This is a genomic window from Paenibacillus hemerocallicola (assembly GCF_006265175.1).
Lineage (GTDB): Bacteria > Bacillota > Bacilli > Paenibacillales > NBRC-103111 > Paenibacillus_AB > Paenibacillus_AB hemerocallicola.
This window is the reverse complement of the sequence record NZ_VDCQ01000001.1, coordinates 182,778-201,491: the sequence shown is the minus strand read 5'-3', so window position 1 is coordinate 201,491 and position 18,714 is coordinate 182,778. Positions and strand designations below refer to the sequence as shown.

The following is an 18,714-nucleotide window of genomic DNA, read 5'->3' as shown; positions in this document are numbered from 1 at the left end:
GATTATTCCCCTTCCGCTCCGCACCAATCGACCATAATCTCGGCATACCAGCGGATCAAAGTGTAATAGCTGTCCAAATCCATTTGCTCGTCGGCCGCATGCGCGTTGGCACCGGACGGTCCCAGCACGAGCGCGGGCGTCGGGCTGTGCAGGTTGAACATAAAGCCGTCGCAGGCGAACGGAGAGCCTTGACCGCGTGCCGTCTCATGGCCGAGGGCGATCGAGCCCGCGCTGCGGACGCTCGCGAGAAAGCTATCCGTTTGCGGTCCGGCCGGCATCTCGCTTCCGGATAAATACCGGATAAGCGGAGTGATGGTCGGCCGGCATTTGGCGAGGATCGGAAAATGGGGCAGCTCGCTTTCATAAAATTCGTCCAGCATCGCGAGAATTTGCTCGGCCGTCATTCCCGGATAACCCTCGATCCAGAAATTGAGCTTGCCGTCCGCAGGCAGCTTCTCCTGAAGCTCGCGTTTCGTATCGCCCGACAAGATCGACAATACGACTACGTCGATTCCCCTGTCCGTATGGCTCCACAGCGGATGCGGCTTCACAAGCTCGTTCAGGCGCAATTTGAACTTTTGCAGCAGCATGGCAAACGAAACCGTCGCATCCAAGGCGCTGATCAGTTCTTCGCCATTGAATCCGATACCGCTTTTGCCGGAAAACTCCGCCTTCCATATTCCTCCGCCCAAGTGAGCGGGATACGGAATCAGGTTGGTCGGCTCGGGGATGATCGCCATATCGGGGTTAATCCCCATCAGCCTGCCGGCAAGCGTTCCGTTCGCCCCTCCGTGCTCCTCGTCTACTACGCTTTCTATATATACGTTACCCGCCAACCGTATACCCGACTCCTGCAAGCACCGTACCGCTTCCAATGCGGCGGCCATTCCGCCCTTCATGTCGTAGGAACCGCGTCCGAACAGCTTGCCGTCCCGGATCGTCCCCGAGAAAGGGCCGTCCTGCCACGGCTCTACACCCTCATATACCGTATCGGCGTGGCCGGAAAAAACGAGCGAGCGGCCGTTGCCCGTTCCGCTGAACAAGCCGTGCACATTGGGACGGCCTGCGTAGTTGCGGGTATTCATATAAGCCGGATGCTCCTTCAGGCCGGGCACGGTGTCGAGCTCGTACGTCGTCACCTCGGCCCCCATCGAGCGGAGCCGATCGCCGAAATACGTTTGGTAAGCGGCTTCATTTCCATTGGGCGGATGATTTACGCTCGGTATGCGGACCAGCTCCGAGGCCAAGGCGGCGGATTCCGCCTTGTGCCCCTCGATCCATAACGCGATTCGATCGGATAGAACGTTTCTGTCCATTAGCCTTCTCCTCTGCGGGTCGGAGCGTATGCGATCACGTCGATTTCGATCAAATAGTTGCCCAACCCGCTCTGCACGGTCGTTCTTGTCGGATAAGGCTTGCTGAACAGATTTTCGTAAGTTTTATTGTAAGCCGGTGTATCGGAGATACTCGTCAAATGTGCGTTTACTTTAATGACATGATCAAGCGTCAAGCCGGCCGCCTGCAGAATCGTCTCGATGTTGCGCACGCTTTGTTCCGTTTGCGCTTCGATCGTATCTCCTACGACTTCGCGGGTTTCCGGATTGACGCCGACTTGACCGGATACATACACGAAGTCGCCGGCGCGAAGCGCATGGGAGAACGGAAGCGGGAATTGCGGTGCGTTGGGAGCTTTGATTTCGATAGACATGATCATTTCATCCTCTCATCAGTTGGGTTATCGTATTTGTCCTCTTGCATCGACGGGGAGCCATTTCTCGAACCGTCCGTTGCGGACTCCCGTTAGCCGGTCCTGCAAATTCGTCACGACGCAGCAGTGATTCGGCACGATTCTCAATTGCTGACCGATCTCGTACGCTCCGCTGTCCGGAACTTTCACGATGCCGTGCTCTTCGCTTAGCCTTTCGATGACGGCGCCCGAATGCCCCAAAATAATGCCGTAGCCCGGATGGTACTTGCTTACGTCGCTGCTAAGCGTTTTCGAGCCTGCATCTATAATGATCGTTCCGGGTCTCGGACGTCCGACGACAGTAGCGACGATCGTCATGGCAAGCAGCTCTTGCCCGATCAGTCCCATCGTCCATTGCGTGCCGTCGCCGAATACGTAAGCGCCGGGGCGCATTTCCGTCACGCCGAGACCGGCTATGTCGGCGACGAACTTCGAGGTCGGAGTCGAGCCCACGCTGATCTCTTCGATGGATATGCCGGCTTCCTCCACCTTCCTTTTCGTCAAAAGAAGGCTTTCGGCTTCCTGCTTTGCTATTTCCCGGACGGCATCATTGCTGTTATAGCCGTATGCGTGTCCGGAATGGGTCATCAGACCGGTTACCCGTATATTCGGCAGGTCCGTAATCCGTTTCACGACGTCGGCCGTTTCATCGCCGGGCTCCTTGCCGCACCGGTTCAGCCCCGTATTCACGTCGACATACAGAGAGATTTCCCGATTCAAGCTTCTGCCGAACGCCGACAATTGGCGCGCGACGTCTACATCATCCGTGCTGAGCGTAATTTTGGCGTTTTCCATCAGCCTTCCGAGCCGTTCGAGCTTCGGCGCCCCGATCACCGGGAACGCGATCAGAATGTCGTTTATGCCGGCCTCCGCCATTACTTCCGCTTCGCCCAGCTTGGCTACCGTAATTCCTGTCGCTCCGTACCGGAGCTGCTCCTTGGCGATCCAGACGCTTTTGTGCGTCTTCGTGTGCGGCCGCAGCTTCACGCCTGCTCTGGCTGCGGCATTCGCCGTCTCCCGTAAATTCCGGTCCAATACGTCCAAATCGATCTGGACGGATGGAGTATCCCATTGCTCCATGGCTTCGATCCACTCCCCGATTGTTTCGCGCGCCTCCGGTCCCGAATCGAGCCCGAAAACACTTTTCGCGATCATCGTAACATAGCAATTCTTTCACATCAAGAAAAACTTTTTCTAAATAGAAAAAAGATCCGCAAGAAACGAAAATCGTTTCCATACGGATCGTGCAGAAATTATTGTGCGTCGGCGAAACGGAAAAAAGGAGCATAAGCCCCTCTCTTCCCGGGCTGTGCCACCGGTTATCCTTTGATGGAACCGAGCAGCATCCCTTTGACAAAATATTTTTGCAAAAACGGGTAGACGATCAGGATCGGGATGATGGCCACGACGACGGTCGCCATCTTGATCGTTTCCGGCGGCAGCGTCTGCAGGTCGCTCGCGTTGACATTGAGCTCGGAGCTCACGCTTGGCGATACGATCATATTGCGGAGCACGACCTGTATCGGCATCAGATCCTTGTCGGTCAAATACATAATACCGCCGAAATAGGCATTCCAGTGACCTACCCCGTAGAACAAGCCGAGCGTTGCCATAATCGGCATCGAGAGCGGCAGAACGATTCTGAACAGTGTCTGCATGTCGCTGCAACCGTCCACCTTGGCCGCTTCCTCAATCTCGCCCGGCAAGTTCTCGAAATAAGTTTTCATGATAAGCAGGTTGAAGGAAGAAACGAGACCCGGGATGATGAGCGCCCAGATCGAGTTCAACAGCCCTGTCGCTTTGACGACGATATACAGCGGAATCAAGCCGCCGGAGAACAGCATCGTGAAGACGATACCCATGAGCACGATATTGCGTCCCGGCAAATATCTTTTTGACAGCGGATAGGCCAAAAATGTAGTGATGAGCAAGTTGCAAAACGTACCGATAACCGTAACCCTGATCGTAACCCATAATGCGTTAGGGATCCGGTTGCTGCTGAAAATGTATTTGTACGCTTCCGTCGTGATTTCATTCGGCCAAATGACGAACCCGCCGTTGCGCAGCACCTCGGCGATCGGAGTAATGGACATGACTATGACGTAATACAAGGGGAACAATGTGGCAAAGCCGAACAATGTCATGGACAGGTAGATGAAAAAGTCGACAACATAATCGGATTTGGTCTTTTTGAGTATGAATGACATCGCTGTGACCTCCTACCAGATCCCGGACCCGCCGAGTTTTTTCGAAACCTTGTTCGCCGTAACGACCAGCAGAAACCCGATGACCGATTTGAAAAAACCGACCGCGGATGCCACGCTGAAATCCAAGCTTTCGATTCCTCGTCGGAAAACCCAAGTATCGATAATGTCCCCGACCTCATACACGCGAGCGTTCAAGAAAATATAAACTTGCTCGAAACCGGCGTCCAAAATATGTCCGATACGCAAAATGAGCAGCAGGATGAAAACTTCCCGGATACCCGGCAGCGTAATGTGCCATATTTGTCTCCAGCGTCCGGCACCGTCGACGACGGCCGCCTCGTAAAGCTCATTGTTGATCGTGGCGAGAGCCGCCAAATAAATAATGGCGCCGTAGCCGGTGCTCTTCCATATATCGGTCAAAATGAGAATCGGACGGAACCAGTCTTTATCGGTCAGCAGATTCAACGTTTCTCCCGTATTGTCTCTCCACCAGGTGCTGATCAATCCCGCGTCAGGTGCAAGGAACGAGAATACGAGACCGTACACGATAATCCACGACAAAAAGTACGGACCGTAGGTTACCGTTTGAATGATGCGCTTGAACCACTGCAGCCGGATTTCGTTCAAGATGAGCGCTAGCAGCACATCCGGCAACATATTGAAAACGATTCTGTAAAAGCTGATGAGCAGCGTATTTCGGATAAGATCCGGGAAATCCGGCGAAGTAAATACGGTACGGAAGTTCTCGAATCCTACGAATTCGCTGCCGAAAATGCCTTTGCCCAAGTTGTACTTTTGGAACGCGATCATCAAGCCGCCCATCGGAATGTAATGATAAATGATGTAATACAGAACGCCTGGCAGCATCATCAAGTAAAAATACTTGTAGCGGACAAGCGCTCTTCCGAGCAGGAGGAACCTTTGCTTGATGCCGGTTGATTCGTCTGCGTTCCCTGTAGCAACATGATCTGTCTTCACTCTTGCACTCCTCCTGTTTGATTTGCGTTTCTTAACGAAACGGTAAAGCGTTTACAAGACTACCCCATACCTACATCATATTCGTAATGTTTTCCGATTACAAGGTTTGCATGACGCAAAATCTGTCTTTAAACGGTCTTTATTACGTTATCGTTAATGAACGCGGAAAGATCAAATACGCAATACCTTTTTGTAGCAGGCGATGCCGTACCATTCGACCGTCTCGGAGCCGAAATCGCCCGTGGCGCTTGATATTGCGGGAATGTACACGACAATGTCGTAGTCCGATGATGGGCCGTCCAAACGAATACTTCCATCTTCGCCAACACCCGCTTTCAAGCTGCGCCGATATCGCTCCCAGTCGTTCACTTTTTTTCCTGTCCAAAAATCGAAACCGAGTTGACGCGCTTCCGCAACCAATTTCCGGATCGAATTCCGTACGGCTTCCCAGTTGTGAATATGCACCTGATGGTACAGGAAGTGGGCCACTCCGCGCACCCGCTTTACTTGTTCCAGAAACGGACGGATTACACTATTATCGGATAAGGTCGACAGCTCCAAATCTTGGGTCAGGAAGCTCATTTCCAGTACGTCGTACATCCGGTTGCCGTCATTTGCCCAAGCGATCGGGAAATACGGATGACTTGTGCCGAACAGCATGCCGACATTCCCCTTCTTGCTCGGCCCCCGCGTCTGATCGGCGGCAATCCCGTTGCGCTCGCACCATTCGAACAGCTCTCCCCATCCTTCGAACCGGGTGTAATGATTTTTGTTCGAGGTAACCGATTCCAGCTCCGCGGCATCCTTCAGCCATTGCAGCTGGCGGGCGAATTCTTCTTCCGACCATATTCCTTTTTGGGTTTCCAGACCGTTAAAGTGAAAGGCAAGCTCATGTCCGGCTTCTTTAACCCGCTCGTAAATAGGCTTTCCATATCCGGGCTCCAGCATGCACCAAGTCGTGTTCAGTCCGACCTCGGCCAGCAGCTCGAGCGTCGCTTCGGCGTATTGATCCTTGTTCTGATCGCTATCGTGGGACACCATCAGCACATGGGATATGCCATCCGGGTAATAGCCGATGAACGGCAACGTTTTCCCGTCCGCGACAATGGCTTCCAATAGCGAGCCCAGAAATGCCTCGCGCCACAAATCCGCGTACGGATAAGCGAAATAGGGCATGCCCGTATCGGTAATTTTGCGGTCCAGCTCCCAGTCTACTGCCGCTTGATCGTCCGCTTTCAATATGTTGTCGTTCAACGCGCCCGTTCCGTCGGATGCGGGAGCGCCGTCTTCCAGAACCGGACCATTTCCTTGCTGCAAATGTACGATCGTGTTCCATATATCGACGGACCAACGGTACAAGCGGCCGTTTCCAACCGGGAAAATTTGAAGGGCGGCGCCTTCAAACGCGCCATCCTGCCGATCGCGGAATATCGAGCCTTTCTCTGCCGAAGGGATCGTGCGATCGGCTAGTACCGGACGCCACGGAGTCGCTCCCAAAAATCGCAACGGCGTATTCTCGGAGCCGCTGTTCCCCAGATCGGCGTATCCTACCGCCACTTCTTCCGCTTTCGCATAACCCAGCTTTCCCCCGAGCTTGTTCAACCCGGCACAGCTTATGACGATACCGCCGCTTTCCATGTATGCAGTCAAATGTTTGACCGTACGGTCGTCTTCGGCACATGCCGCAGCAACGATGACATCGCAGCCGCACGTTTCCGCCTCGCCCGCATCATGTAATTCGACAAAGCTCATACCTGCGTGTGCCAGCACTTCCCCTACGTACAGTCCGAATGCATTCAGTCCGAACGATTGCAGTTTGGATATGGCTTCCCGGTCACGCAGCACGGCAATCTTAGCCAAGTTCGTCATGATAACCTCTCCTCTTCGATTTACCGTACGACAACGGATTTCTGTTCAGCGCACGATTGTAAATCTGTATTTTACATGTATGCAACGATGAAGAAACAATTTCGATGGTACCACATTGCATCCCGATTCGGCAATGAAGAAGTTTTGGCAAGGGGACATTTTTTGCTGAAAAAACAAAAAACAATGGAAGAATAGGCGCATTCTTCCATTGCTGGGCTGTCTCTATAAAATCGTGGAGGGGATTAGGGCTGATATTTCGGATCGGGCTTGAACGTTAACGGGTAAACCGTTTTCCCGCCGCATTCATCGCATTCATGCGTGTAGCATTCGGATTGCTCTTCCATTACGGTTCCGCATTTGGAGCATTGCTTTTTCGGAAGCGTGTCGAAAAATTGATTGACCGGCAGCAGCATTCGGGTATTCACACCTTTCGCCTATTATTTGTACTATTACAGATTTTTTTTTGTGTTTTTATTATATAACAACATAGAATGGAATGCGAGTTGTTTTTTTGTTAATGCAAGGTTATCGGCCATGCCGGACGAAACGATTAGTGAATCGACTGTCACTGTTTGCGAACCAAAAAAAGACCGTACCGAAAGGTACGATCCCTATTTATGAAATAGCCGGATTATTCACGAGTACAAGTGGACCATTTCTTCATCAATCAAAGGAAGGCGTTTCATCCGATCCAATTCGAGCTTAAAGATCGATTGCTCCTGTACGGAGTATTCGATATTTTGTCTCAAATGCTCGACACGACCGCCAGCCGCGGCAAGCAGCTTTTTCATCTGCCGTAATATTTTCGGACTGATAGGAGTCCAGTTTCTTATCCAGAGAATCGACTTTGGTGTCCAATGAACTCGCGGTACACCCTTTTCCCTAATGGAATGATTGTACCCTATCGGATGCCGCGACAGAGGAACAGAATTGGGCAATAATGGAATTCAGCCTCGCTATTCCGACAAAATCCGGAACGAACCGCTCCCCCACGATCCGAGCCGTCCCGTACTGTCTTCGATCTTGCCGTAAACGGTTATCATTTTCCGGGACTGATGAATCAGCTCGGCCGTAACCGTTACTTTCCCCGGCTCAAGCGGCGACAAATAATGCACATTCAAATTCGTCGTTACGACTTTGTCGTTCGGCCTGGCAACCATCACGGCCAAACCCATCGCGTTGTCGAGCAGCGATGCGTGAACCCCGCCATGGAGGATGCCGATACCGTTCAAATGCCGTTTCTCCACCTCCAGCGCTACGACCGCTTTGCCGGGCTCCACATGCTCCAGCTCGCAGCCGAGCTGCTCCCAAAACGTCCCTTTGGCCGCTTCCTCCAGCTTGCGAACGATTCGTTCCAGGTTGCCGTCCATCCTGCCGAATCCCTCCAATGCCGCTTTTCAACGGAGTGACACGCGTCCGAACCGGTCGGGTTACACGACGACGTAGCGCTCTGCGGCTTTTACTTTTTCCGCCACCTGCCGCTTGAGTCGGATCGTATCCGGAGGCGTATGCCGCGTCCATTTGCGCAGCACCGACAGCTGCAACGACAGCAGGTCGCCCGAGGCCATGGCCGCGACCGATTGTTTGGCCGCCCGCTCGATGGAAGCGAAAGTGTCGTGGACATATACGGACGTCATGATCGATGCAAGCTCTCCTCGCTTCTCCCCGGATTTTGCCGTTATTTTCTCCGCTCGCAGCAGCGCGCTTTCCATGGCATAGATTGCGATCATCATATCCGATAGCCTCGCCAGCACCTCCTGCTGCTCCTCCAGCTCGAGGCCGTACGTCTGCACGGCTTGCCCCCCGACAAGCAAGAAGATTTGCTTCGCGGTAGCAAGCAGCCGTTTCTCCTGGGCGAAGCGTTCGTCCGTATCGGACTGTTCCGTCGGCTCCAGCATGCTCTCCTGTACGGATTGCGCATGCTCCATGAGCGGAAGCTCGCCCTTCATCGCTTTCTTCAGCAGTGTTCCGGTAATCAGCAGCCGATTGATTTCGTTCGTTCCTTCGAAAATCCGATTGATCCGGGAGTCGCGGTAAATGCGTTCGATCTTGTATTCTTGAATAAAGCCATAGCCGCCATGGATTTGTACGCCCTCATCGGCAACGAAATCGAGCGCTTCCGTGCCGAACACTTTATTGATCGAGCATTCCAGCGCATATTCCGCGATCCCTTTCGCCGATTGCACGCCCGCCGCATCGCTGCCATGATCGATATTTTGCAGAACGGCATCGATCAGCCCCGCCGTCCTATACACCATACTTTCGAGCACGAACGTCGCGATATTCATGTCCGCAAGCTTTTCTCCGATCAACGGGAAAGAGGAGATCGGCTTGCCGAACTGGGTTCTCTCGTTGGCGTAAGCGGCGCTTAGCGAGATCGCATCCTTGGCGGCACCTACGCACCCGGCCCCGAGCTTGAACCGTCCGATGTTTAAAATGTTGAAGGCGATCACATGACCTTTGCCCGGCTCGCCCAACAAGTTGTCGACGGGTACCTTGACCTGATCCAAAATAAGCGGACATGTGGAGGAGCCTTTGATCCCCATTTTCTTTTCTTCCGGACCGATGCTCACTCCCTCCATCGTTCGCTCGACGATAAAGGCCGAGAAATGCTTGCCGTCGATTTTCGCATAAACGATGAATACATCGGCGAATCCGGCATTCGTAATAAACTGCTTCGCCCCATTCAATACGTAGTGCGTCCTGTCGTCGGACAGTTTGGCGGTTGCTCTCGCGCCCAATGCATCCGAGCCAGATGAAGGCTCCGTCAAGCAATAAGCCGCGATCTTCGAGCCGTCGGCCAAGTCCGGCAAATATTTCCGCTTCTGCTCGGGCGTCCCGAAGAAGACGATCGGCAGCGTGCCGATTCCGACATGGGCGCCGACCGAGAGGGCGAACGAGGACCCTTTGGCCAGCTTCTCGCTAATGAGCGTCGAGCTTACTTTATCCAGGCCGAGCCCCCCGTACTTCTCCGGTACGTCGACTCCGAGCAATCCAAGCTCCCCGGCCTTGCGAATCAATTGCACCGTGAGCTTGTAATCGAGCTTTTCCAATTCGCCGTCGTGCGGAAGCACCTCGTTCTCGATAAAATGCTCGGCCGCCTCCGCGATTAACGTCTGCTCCTCGGACAAATCTTCCGGAGTCATGATGCTTTCCCAACTAGACGAATCTATGACGAAGCTGCCGCCCTTCACAATCGTTGCCATAATGGTCCGCCCTCCTCAATCGGCATATACTTCGAAAACTCCTGCGGCGCCCATGCCGCCTCCGATGCACATCGATACGATACCGCGGCCTCCGCCCCGCTTGCCCAGTTCACGAATTAGCGTCGTCGCAAGCTTCGCCCCCGTGCAGCCGAGCGGATGTCCCAGGGCGATTGCACCGCCGTTGACATTGACTTTCTCTTCGTCCAGTTCCAATGCGCGTATGACTTGGATACACTGGGACGCAAACGCTTCATTGATTTCGTACAAATCAATGTCGTCCTTCTCCAATCCCGCGAGCCGCAGCGCCTTCGGGATCGCCTCGACCGGCCCTATGCCCATCACCTCGGGCTCCACGCCGGCGACGGCAAATGCCCGGAATGCCGCGAGCGGCTTCAAGCCCAGCCGCTCCGCCTTGCCGCGGCTCATGACGATCAAGGCGGCTGCACCGTCGCTGACCGGAGAGGCGTTTCCTGCCGTCACCGAACCTTTCGCGGAGAAGGCTGGCTTCAGCTTAGACAATGCTTCCATTGTCGTATCCGCTCTGACGCATTCGTCGGCGAAGAACTCGATTGTTTTGCTGCGCGGTCCTTTCGCAAGGTCGTACTCCGGCAGTACAGCTCGGACCGGTACGATTTCGTCGGAAAATTTGCCCGCCGATTGCGCGGCAGCCGCTTTACGATGGCTGCCCAAAGCGAACCGATCCTGCTCCTCGCGAGTGATGCCGTATCGCGACGCAACCTTCTCGGCCGTATGGCCCATACTTATATACACCTCGGGCATTAGTTCGAAGATGTCGGGATGAGGCGACAGCTTGAAGCCCGTCATCGGGACGTGGCTCATACTTTCCACGCCGCCCGCAATAACCGTGTCGGCATAGCCCAGCTTGACGCGCTCCGCCGCATAAGCGATCGCCTGAAGACCGGAGGAACAAAACCGGTTGACGGTGACCGCGGGAACCGAAACGGGAAAGCCGGCATACAGCGCCATCGCCCGGGCGAAGTTGAGCCCCTGTTCACCTTCCGGCATGGCGCAGCCGATGACAATATCCTCCACATCCCCTTTATTCAAGCCGGGAGCCCGGTCCATGACCGCCTGAAGCACCGTTTTCCCCAAATCCTCGGCCCGGACGTGCGCCAGCGCTCCTTTGCGTCCTTTTCCGACGGCCGTACGGACGGCCGAAACGATGACCGCCTCTTCCATCCGAATCACCTCCTTAATTTCTAAGCGGCTTCCCGGTTGCGAGCATATGCTTCATTCTCTCTCTTGTTTTCGGCTCTCCGCATAAGCTGAGGAAAGCTTCGCGTTCCAGATCGAGCAAGTACCGCTCCGATACGAGCGTTCCGGCGGCTACATCGCCCCCGGACAGCACATGGGCCAGCTTTGAGGCGATTTTGTAGTCGTGTCGGGATATATATCCGCCTTCGAGCATCGTGCGCGCCCCGAGCTTCAACACGGCTTTCCCGTTGCGGCCCGCAACCTTGACGCCCTTTTCGCCGTGAAACGCCTTGCCTCTCCGCTTCAGCCCGATTACGGCATTCCTTGCCTCGAATAGTAGAAGCTCTCGGCTCATGATCGTCCGGTCCGTGCTCCGCAACAGACCGAGCTTAACGGCTTCCGGCGCGCTGCCCGACACTTTCGCCATGCCCAACGTCTCGAAGGCCTTGTTCAAAGCGGGCTGAATGTCGTCATCGGGATCCGTGCCCGATTCACCCGCACGGACCGCCATCTCCGTAGAGCCTCCGCCCGCGGGTATGAGCCCGACTCCGGCTTCGACCAATCCGTAGTAAGTCTCGGCATAGGCGCACACCTGATCCGCGGCCATGCACACTTCCACGCCTCCGCCCAGCGTCATCCGATGCGGCGCGGCTACTACCGGCTTCTCCAGACGCTTCAGCTCGAGCATCGCTTGCTGGAACATGCGGATGATCCGGTCGACTTCGTCCCACTCCTCCTCTTGGGCTTCCATCAGCAGCAGCATCAGGTTCGCGCCGACGCAAAAATTCCGTCCCTCGTTGGCGATGACGAGACCCCGATAATTGCGGCGAACCTCTTCCGCGCTTTTGCGGATCATCGTTAAAATATCGGCGCCAATCGCGTTGTTCGGGGAATGGAACTCGAGGCAGGCCACCTCTTCGCCAATATCGATCAAGCTGGCACCGCTATTGGATAAAACGGTTCGCCCGGCCGCCTTTAAAGATTTCAAAGACAAATGCTCCGGCCGATCTGCCGGCTCTGCATACCTCCCCGCGTGAACGTAGGCGGTTGTGCCGTTTTGCTTCGTGTAGAACGATTCGTTTCCCGCCGCGATCCAGCTCTTGACCCATTCCGGCAGCGCAATGCCTTCCGCTTCCATTCTGGCCGCGGATTCGGTCAGCCCGATCGCATCCCACGTCTCGAAAGGACCGAGATCCCAGTTGAAGCCGAGCCGCATCGCTTTATCCACGTCGGCGATCGAATCGGCGATCTCATACGCCTTAGCCGCCGCATAGGCGAGAACATGCTTGAGAACGTTCCAGGCAAGCTCGGAATACTTGTCGGTTCCCGACAGGACCGCTTTGCACTTCGCGGCCGCCCCTTTGGCCGTTTTCGCCGCATCCAGGGACGCCGATTTGATAGCGCCTGCCGAGGGCGCATAGTCCATCGCGTTAATATCGAGCGCCAATATGCGGCTTCCTTGGTCCGTTTTGAGCTTCTTGTAGAACCCTTGCCCTCCTTTCTCGCCGAGCCAGCCTCGCCTCACCATATCCGTCAATAGTCCGGGCACCGCGAAATTTTCTTTTTCCTTCGGGTCGTCCACGTGCTCGTATACGTTATTCGCCACATGGACGAACGTATCCAAGCCGACCAGATCGAGCGTGCGGAACGTCGCGCTTTTCGGCCGACCGATCGCGGGACCGGTAACCGCGTCGATTTCCTCGACCGTGTAACCGTGCTCCGTCATCAGCTTAAGCGTAACGAGCAGCCCGTATGTCCCGATCCGGTTGGCGATAAAGTTGGGCGTATCTTTGGCGATGACAACCCCTTTTCCCAGCCGCTGCTCCAGAACTTGCTCCATCCCCGAGACGATAGCGGCATCCGTGAACGGACCCGGTATAAGCTCGACCAATGGCATATAACGGGGAGGGTTGAAAAAATGCGTGCCCAGTACATGAGTTCTCATCGATTCCCCGACCGATTCCGCCATGGCGGCTATCGAGATGCCGGACGTATTGGAGCTGACGACCGTACCGGGAGTCCATACCTTTTCGATTCGGGCCAGCAACTCTCTCTTCCAATCGAGCCGCTCGGTTATCGCTTCGATAATCCAATCCGCCTCGCCAAGCCGCGCGAAATCATCCTCGACATTCCCCGGCATAATCCGTTCCGCGTACCGTTCGTCATAAAAAGGCGCCGGATTCGTTTTCTTCAGCCGCAGTATCGCTTCGGCTGCAAGCCGGTTGCGGACTTCGGGATCCGCAAGGCTTTTCCCTGCAGCTTCGTCCTGTGGCGACAATCGGTCCGGCACCCGATCGAGCATAAGAACGCGAATCCCCGCATTGGCCAAATGAGCGGCGATTCCCGCCCCCATGACGCCGGAACCGATGACCGCTGCCGTACGGATCGTTTTCATCGGGCAGTTCCCTCCTCCACTGAATTCTATAAGTGCCTTTACCATGTTCTTACTGTAAATCATGAGGCTGTTGAAAAAGTCTGCAAAGAGAGGAAGCGCCGCTCTCCATCTCAGGAATTTGCCATTCGCCGACTTCCTAATGCGGTCCGAACACGGCCGCAGCCAACAGCTCCGACACATCCTTGGCGGCTACCCGTTCCTCGGCCTCCAGCAGCTTCGTCCCGTCCTCCATCATTGTCAAGCAATACGGACATGCGCTGGCGATTACGGTGGGAGCGGTCGCCAAGGCTTGCTCCACCCGCGCTACGTTAATCCGTTTGCCCGCCTTCTCCTCCATCCACATCAGTCCGCCGCCCGCCCCGCAGCACATCGCATTGGCGCCCGAGCGTTCCATTTCTTCGAGCGACAGCTCCGGAATCGCTCGAAGAATCGCTCGCGGTGCGTCATAGCCGCCGTTGTACCTGCCCAGGTAGCACGAATCGTGGTAGGTCGCCACTTCCCGGACCGGATAGCTCGGTACAAGCTTTCTTTCCTGTAAAAGGAGAGCGAGCAGCTCGGTATGATGGACGACTTCCGCCTTCAGCCCGAATTCGGGATACTCGTGTTTAAACGTATTGTACGTATGAGGGCATGCTGTAACAATTTTCCGCACCTTATACTTCCGGAACAACGCGATATTCTCGTCGCAGCATTGGCGGAACAGCAGCTCGTTGCCCATGCGTCGTGGCGTGTCTCCCGAATTTTTCTCTTCCGCCCCGAGGATCGCGAACCGGACTCCGGCATGCGCCATCAGCTTCACGGTGGCGATCGTTACCTTCCGGGTACGGTTGTCGTATGAACCCATCGACCCGACGAAAAACAAATAATCGAAGTCCGGCTGTTCCCGTACCGTCGGCACCCATACTCCATCAAGATCGTCCAACCACTTGTCGCGGTCGCTTCTGCTTATCCCCCATGGATTGCCCTGACGCTCGATATTTTGGAGCGCGCGTTGGCCGTCCCCCGGTACGTTCCCTTCTGTCAATACCAGGTAGCGCCTCATGTCGATGATTTTATCTACATGCTCGTTGCCGACCGGGCATTGGTCTTCGCAATTGCGGCACGTCGTGCACGCCCATAGCTCTTCGGCCGTCATCACGTGTCCGATCAGCTCCGTTTCCATCGCAAGACGATGTTGCTCTCCGCCGTTGTCTTGTTCGTCGGAACGATCCGCAATTGTTCGAAGCCAGCTTTCCTTCTGCCGCTTCATCGTCGGACCGATATCCGTAATGCCCTCTCCGATCCATTCGACGCGAGACTCTTTGGGTTCGGGGCGAAATGCGGAAACGGCGGTTCCATTCGCACCGAAAGCGAATGTCGGTACCCACGGCGTTTTCGAGGTGATAGCGGCTCCTTTCTCGGTCAAGTGATCGCGCAGCTTGACGATCAAATGCATCGGCGAGAGCAGCTTGCCGGTGCCGGCAGCGGGGCATACGTCGGTGCAACGGCCGCATTCGACGCAGGCGTATAAATCGAGAAGCTGCTTTCGCGAAAACTGCTCGATCGCGCCGACGCCGAACGTCTCCGCTTCCTCGTCCTCCAGATCGAGCGTCCGAAGCTTCCCGGGAGGATCGCTGCGGGCCAGGGCGAGATTGACCGGAGCCGTGAGCAGATGAAAATGTTTGGATTGCGGGATATACACAAGAAAGGCGAGCAGCAGGAGCAAATGCGCCCACCACGCGGCATAATAAAGCGCTTCACCCGCCGGTACGGCTATAAATCCGTCCATGGCCGCCGCCAGCATGGAACCGATAGGCGCCAGCGCGGATGCCGGTTCTTCCTTCCATATCCGTTCGAATGCGGATACGAACAACACCGAGATCATGAGTCCCCCGATAAAGAACAGAACGATGCTGGGCTTCCAGTCTCGCTTCAATCTGCGCAGCTTCTCGACATATCTGCGAAATCCGGCGTACAAGATCGCCAAGAGAACGGCCGTGACGGCGATCTCCTGGGACAAGACAAACCATTCATAGGCCGGCAGCGGAAGCCGCACACCGAATAACCCGTTCCACACGATGTCGATCGCACCGATCTGCAGCACGATAAAGCCGTAAAAGATGACCAAGTGCATCAAGCCGCTCCGCCGGTCCTTCAGCAGCTTCTTATGTCCGAACAATTGCGCCGCCCATTCGCGCAAACGCATACGGTCGAGCCGTGCCGGTTGTTCGGTCCTGCCGAGCATCACATAAGCGGCGCGATGGCTGACCGCTTTCCAGAACCAGAATACGCAACAGCCCGCTGCGCATAGAAACAGTACGAGGTTGACGATTTTCCAGGTCATAGCTGCCCGCTCCTTTCCGTTTCAAGCTTCACGGCCGGATTATTCAGGCTCTTCGCATCATATACATTTATACGGCCGATACCGCAGCAAGCTTATTCGTGATACTTGCATTGTATTATCGACAAGGGTGGTCCCATGACAAAAATGCTCGTCAAGGGTCCGCCGAACCGCACGAAGCTCACCTGTATGCTGGTCCGAAAGGAGAGAGCGCCATGAATGTAATCGTATTGATGAAGCAAACGTTCGATACGGAGGAAAAAATACGAATACGCGACGGGAGTATCGACGAGGAAGACGCAAAGCTTGTCATGAATCCGTATGACGAATACGCGGTGGAGGAAGCGCTCAAGCTGCGCGACAATCATGGCGGCCAAGTAACGGTCGTGTCCGTCGGTACGGAGCGTAGCTCCGAGGCTCTGCGCACCGCTCTTGCCATGGGTGCGGACGAAGCGGTTCTGATCGCCGAACCCGCCGACGCCGACGAAGCCGTGCTAAGCAAGCTATTGGCCGCCTTTCTTAAAGGCAGACCGTTCGATATCGTGCTCGGAGGCCATTTCTCCGTCGACCGGGGCTCCGGTCAAGTCGCGATTCGGGTCGCCGAGCTGCTGGACATCCCGCATGTAGGCGCCGTTACGAGGCTTGCCGTCGACAGCTCGGGAAAGTCGGCGGTCGCAGTACGGGATTCCGAGGGGGACGAGGTGACGATCGAAGCTGCGCTCCCTGCCTGCTTCACCGCCCAGCAAGGCTTGAACGAGCCCAGATATCCTACGCTGCCTGGCATTATGAAGGCGAAGAAAAAACCTTTTTCCCGCATCAGTCCGGCGAGCCTGGGCTTGTCCGAGGAGCTATTGGCGCCTTATACGGAGAGGAGCGCGCTCGCTCCCCCGCCTCCCCGGCAAGCCGGTCGTCTCATCGAGGGCGAAGTCGCCTTCCAGGCAAGCGAGCTTGTCCGGGCGCTTCGCGAGGAGGCCAAGCTGATCTGAATCGTCAACAAATAAGGAGGGAAACCGATGAATCGCCAAGTGCTTGTAATCGCCGAGCTACGCGAAGGAAAGCTGCGCCAAGTCTCTTTGGAGTCGATCGCCGCGGCACGTTTGCTGGCAGGTGAGGCCGGGACCGTCTTCGCCTTCGTTTCCGGAGCCGACAAGGAACAGCTTGCAGCCGAATTGCTGGCCTCGGGAGCCGATCGGGTCTTTTCCGCCGGAAATGATCAATCGACCCGGACGGACACGGAGAGCGTATTCAGAACCGTCACCCGCCTAATAACCCGGCTGCAGCCATCCGCTGTCATCCTGGGCCATACCGCCTTCGGCAAAGATATTGCGCCAAGATTGGCAGCGCGGATGAATGCGGGGCAAATCTCCGATGTAATAGCTATTGAACAGTGCGGAGATACGTTCAGCTTCACGCGCCCGATTTATGCCGGCAAGGCGTTTGAAAAAAGGCGGTTTCGCCAAGAACCGTGGGTCGTCACGATCCGGCCGAACAATTTTCAGCCGTCGGACGATCATGCTACAAATTCCGTTCAGCCGCTCGATTCGTCATCATTCGAAGCGATCGAACCGGAGCAACCCGATTTGCGCACGGTCGTGAAGCATATCGTGAAGCGCGCGACGGGAAAAACCGATTTGTCCGAAGCGAAAATTATTGTTTCCGGCGGTCGGGGGGTGAGAAACGCTGACGGGTTCAAGCCGCTCGCCGAGCTGGCCGACTCGCTGGGAGGCGCGGTAGGAGCTTCCCGCGGCGCATGCGATGCCGGCTATTGCGATTACTCGATGCAAATCGGTCAGACCGGCAAAGTCGTGACCCCGGAGTTGTATATCGCTTGCGGTATCAGCGGCGCCATCCAGCATGTGGCCGGCATGAGCGGATCGCGGGTCATCGTGGCGATCAATAAAGATCCGGAGGCTCCCATTTTCAAAATAGCCGATTATGGTCTTGTAGGGGATTTGTTCGATATCGTGCCACTGTTGACGGAGGAATTCAAACGCCTTTTGTAGCCTCGATAGGGTCGTAACCCGTCAAGTGCACGCGTTCGGCGATAACCCGGTACCCTTCGGGATTCGGATGGAACCGGTCGTCCGATAAGTAATCGTCCTCCTTGCCCAGAAATGCGTCGTACACATCAACGATATGAATGTGTCCCGATTGAAGCGACCGCAAGTGCTCGTTGAATTTGTTGACCCAAAAAACGGCCTCCTCGAATTCGGGGAGCGGATTGTAAAGGCCGATCACTCTGACGGCATAAGCGCCGCTTCCCTCTTTCAGTTGGCGAATAGTTTCTAGTATATGGGAAATGTTTCGCTGGAACCGCTTTAGAGCGGACATTAAAATGCGGCTGTCATTGTCGAAATAATACCGTTTCGCCGCTTGGATCAAATCGTTGCCGCCCGCCGTTAACGTAATGACGGCCGACCTTTCCGCAGCCGATCGCACCTTCTCGTCCGTCCGGATCACTTGAAGAATTTGTTCGGTCGTCGCTCCGCTCTTGCCCGCATTTTTCGCTATTACCGTCAAACCCAGGCTGGTCTCGGTCAGCCGGATATATTGCTGCACGAAGCTGCTACCCGGCGGTGCTCCTTTCCCCGCCGTCAACGAATCGCCAAGCGCCAAATATACGAGTTCCCGCTCCATGAAACCAACCTCCGCTCGCAGTTGTTCCTATACCATATTCATAAAGCTTCCGATTGCGCCCAGTTCCATGCAACTATTTCTCGGAGCGTTCGCATTCCTTTCCCTAATCCGTTACAATGTCCGTAGGAAACGCCGGAGTG

16 protein-coding genes are annotated in these 18,714 nt (G+C 55.4%); 3 read left to right on the top strand and 13 right to left on the bottom strand.

Annotated elements, in window-relative coordinates; genetic code table 11:
• Positions 1 to 2: 2 nt before the first annotated feature.
• The 7 genes from FE784_RS01100 to yhfH form a co-directional block, all read right to left on the bottom strand.
• On the bottom strand, positions 3 to 1,316 hold the full coding sequence (locus FE784_RS01100) for a M20 family metallopeptidase (protein ID WP_139600264.1): 1,314 nt from the start codon (positions 1,314 to 1,316) through the stop codon (positions 3 to 5).
• Entirely contained in the window at positions 1,316 to 1,708 is a 393-nt protein-coding gene (locus FE784_RS01095) for a RidA family protein (RefSeq protein WP_139600263.1), read from the bottom strand. Before FE784_RS01095 ends, FE784_RS01100 begins: the two co-directional genes overlap by 1 nt.
• 27 nt (positions 1,709 to 1,735) lie before the next feature.
• A complete protein-coding gene (locus tag FE784_RS01090; protein WP_139600262.1) occupies positions 1,736 to 2,902 on the bottom strand; it encodes an alanine racemase in 1,167 nt (388 codons plus the stop codon).
• A gap of 164 nt (positions 2,903 to 3,066) precedes the next feature.
• The gene (locus tag FE784_RS01085; RefSeq protein ID WP_139600261.1) at positions 3,067 to 3,954 is read right to left on the bottom strand and encodes a carbohydrate ABC transporter permease; all 888 of its coding nucleotides are present in this window, start codon (positions 3,952 to 3,954) and stop codon (positions 3,067 to 3,069) included.
• Between the two features lie 12 nt (positions 3,955 to 3,966).
• The gene (locus FE784_RS01080; protein WP_246131839.1) at positions 3,967 to 4,932 is read right to left on the bottom strand and encodes an ABC transporter permease; all 966 of its coding nucleotides are present in this window, start codon (positions 4,930 to 4,932) and stop codon (positions 3,967 to 3,969) included.
• A 171-nt stretch (positions 4,933 to 5,103) separates the two neighbouring features.
• The gene (locus FE784_RS01075; protein ID WP_139600260.1) at positions 5,104 to 6,801 is read right to left on the bottom strand and encodes a polysaccharide deacetylase family protein; all 1,698 of its coding nucleotides are present in this window, start codon (positions 6,799 to 6,801) and stop codon (positions 5,104 to 5,106) included.
• A 242-nt stretch (positions 6,802 to 7,043) separates the two neighbouring features.
• Positions 7,044 to 7,226, bottom strand: coding sequence for a protein YhfH (yhfH, locus tag FE784_RS42570; protein WP_342779064.1), 183 nt, complete (start codon positions 7,224 to 7,226; stop codon positions 7,044 to 7,046).
• Positions 7,227 to 7,448: 222 nt separating this feature from the next.
• On the opposite strand from yhfH, the gene FE784_RS40625 reads away from it, so the two are divergent.
• On the top strand, positions 7,449 to 7,601 hold the full coding sequence (locus FE784_RS40625) for a hypothetical protein (protein ID WP_176705872.1): 153 nt from the start codon (positions 7,449 to 7,451) through the stop codon (positions 7,599 to 7,601).
• 156 nt (positions 7,602 to 7,757) lie between these two features.
• Here FE784_RS40625 and FE784_RS01065 read toward each other — a convergent pair whose 3' ends face one another.
• The 5 genes from FE784_RS01065 to FE784_RS01045 all read right to left on the bottom strand — a co-directional run bounded on the left by FE784_RS01065 (position 7,758) and on the right by FE784_RS01045 (position 15,940).
• Complete coding sequence (locus FE784_RS01065; RefSeq protein ID WP_139600259.1) at positions 7,758 to 8,171, bottom strand: PaaI family thioesterase; 414 nt, start codon at positions 8,169 to 8,171, stop codon at positions 7,758 to 7,760.
• 60 nt (positions 8,172 to 8,231) lie between these two features.
• Entirely contained in the window at positions 8,232 to 10,007 is a 1,776-nt protein-coding gene (locus FE784_RS01060; RefSeq protein WP_176705871.1) for an acyl-CoA dehydrogenase family protein, read from the bottom strand.
• 15 nt (positions 10,008 to 10,022) lie between these two features.
• Positions 10,023 to 11,207 (bottom strand): acetyl-CoA C-acyltransferase, encoded by a 1,185-nt coding sequence (locus tag FE784_RS01055; protein ID WP_139600257.1) that lies wholly within the window; start codon positions 11,205 to 11,207, stop codon positions 10,023 to 10,025.
• A 13-nt stretch (positions 11,208 to 11,220) separates the two neighbouring features.
• Positions 11,221 to 13,617 carry a 3-hydroxyacyl-CoA dehydrogenase/enoyl-CoA hydratase family protein gene (locus FE784_RS01050; RefSeq protein ID WP_139600256.1) on the bottom strand — a complete coding sequence of 799 codons (2,397 nt, stop codon included), beginning with the start codon at positions 13,615 to 13,617 and terminating at the stop codon, positions 11,221 to 11,223.
• Between the two features lie 136 nt (positions 13,618 to 13,753).
• Complete coding sequence (locus FE784_RS01045) at positions 13,754 to 15,940, bottom strand: (Fe-S)-binding protein (RefSeq protein ID WP_139600255.1); 2,187 nt, start codon at positions 15,938 to 15,940, stop codon at positions 13,754 to 13,756.
• A gap of 212 nt (positions 15,941 to 16,152) precedes the next feature.
• Between FE784_RS01045 and FE784_RS01040 the strand changes: the two genes are divergently transcribed.
• Both FE784_RS01040 and FE784_RS01035 read left to right on the top strand, forming a co-directional pair.
• Complete coding sequence (locus FE784_RS01040) at positions 16,153 to 16,923, top strand: electron transfer flavoprotein subunit beta/FixA family protein (RefSeq protein ID WP_139600254.1); 771 nt, start codon at positions 16,153 to 16,155, stop codon at positions 16,921 to 16,923.
• A gap of 27 nt (positions 16,924 to 16,950) precedes the next feature.
• The gene (locus FE784_RS01035) at positions 16,951 to 17,940 is read left to right on the top strand and encodes an electron transfer flavoprotein subunit alpha/FixB family protein (RefSeq protein ID WP_139600253.1); all 990 of its coding nucleotides are present in this window, start codon (positions 16,951 to 16,953) and stop codon (positions 17,938 to 17,940) included.
• Here the strand turns inward: FE784_RS01035 and FE784_RS01030 are convergent.
• Complete coding sequence (locus tag FE784_RS01030) at positions 17,924 to 18,574, bottom strand: GDSL-type esterase/lipase family protein (RefSeq protein ID WP_139600252.1); 651 nt, start codon at positions 18,572 to 18,574, stop codon at positions 17,924 to 17,926. The genes FE784_RS01035 and FE784_RS01030 overlap by 17 nt on opposite strands.
• Positions 18,575 to 18,714 lie beyond the last annotated feature (140 nt).

What these genes read in the sequence shown, in the direction of transcription:
- FE784_RS01040 (WP_139600254.1), top strand. Translation starts at nt 16,153, where the DNA reads ATGAATGTAATCGTATTGATGAAGCAAACGTTCGATACGGAGGAAAAA.
- FE784_RS01090 (WP_139600262.1), bottom strand. Translation starts at nt 2,902, where the DNA reads ATGATCGCGAAAAGTGTTTTCGGGCTCGATTCGGGACCGGAGGCGCGC.
- FE784_RS01050 (WP_139600256.1), bottom strand. Translation starts at nt 13,617, where the DNA reads ATGAAAACGATCCGTACGGCAGCGGTCATCGGTTCCGGCGTCATGGGG.
- FE784_RS01095 (WP_139600263.1), bottom strand. Translation starts at nt 1,708, where the DNA reads ATGTCTATCGAAATCAAAGCTCCCAACGCACCGCAATTCCCGCTTCCG.
- FE784_RS01085 (WP_139600261.1), bottom strand. Translation starts at nt 3,954, where the DNA reads ATGTCATTCATACTCAAAAAGACCAAATCCGATTATGTTGTCGACTTT.
- FE784_RS01045 (WP_139600255.1), bottom strand. Translation starts at nt 15,940, where the DNA reads ATGACCTGGAAAATCGTCAACCTCGTACTGTTTCTATGCGCAGCGGGC.
- FE784_RS01060 (WP_176705871.1), bottom strand. Translation starts at nt 10,007, where the DNA reads ATGGCAACGATTGTGAAGGGCGGCAGCTTCGTCATAGATTCGTCTAGT.
- FE784_RS01035 (WP_139600253.1), top strand. Translation starts at nt 16,951, where the DNA reads ATGAATCGCCAAGTGCTTGTAATCGCCGAGCTACGCGAAGGAAAGCTG.
- FE784_RS01030 (WP_139600252.1), bottom strand. Translation starts at nt 18,574, where the DNA reads ATGGAGCGGGAACTCGTATATTTGGCGCTTGGCGATTCGTTGACGGCG.
- FE784_RS01065 (WP_139600259.1), bottom strand. Translation starts at nt 8,171, where the DNA reads ATGGACGGCAACCTGGAACGAATCGTTCGCAAGCTGGAGGAAGCGGCC.
- FE784_RS01100 (WP_139600264.1), bottom strand. Translation starts at nt 1,316, where the DNA reads ATGGACAGAAACGTTCTATCCGATCGAATCGCGTTATGGATCGAGGGG.
- FE784_RS01055 (WP_139600257.1), bottom strand. Translation starts at nt 11,207, where the DNA reads ATGGAAGAGGCGGTCATCGTTTCGGCCGTCCGTACGGCCGTCGGAAAA.
- FE784_RS01075 (WP_139600260.1), bottom strand. Translation starts at nt 6,801, where the DNA reads ATGACGAACTTGGCTAAGATTGCCGTGCTGCGTGACCGGGAAGCCATA.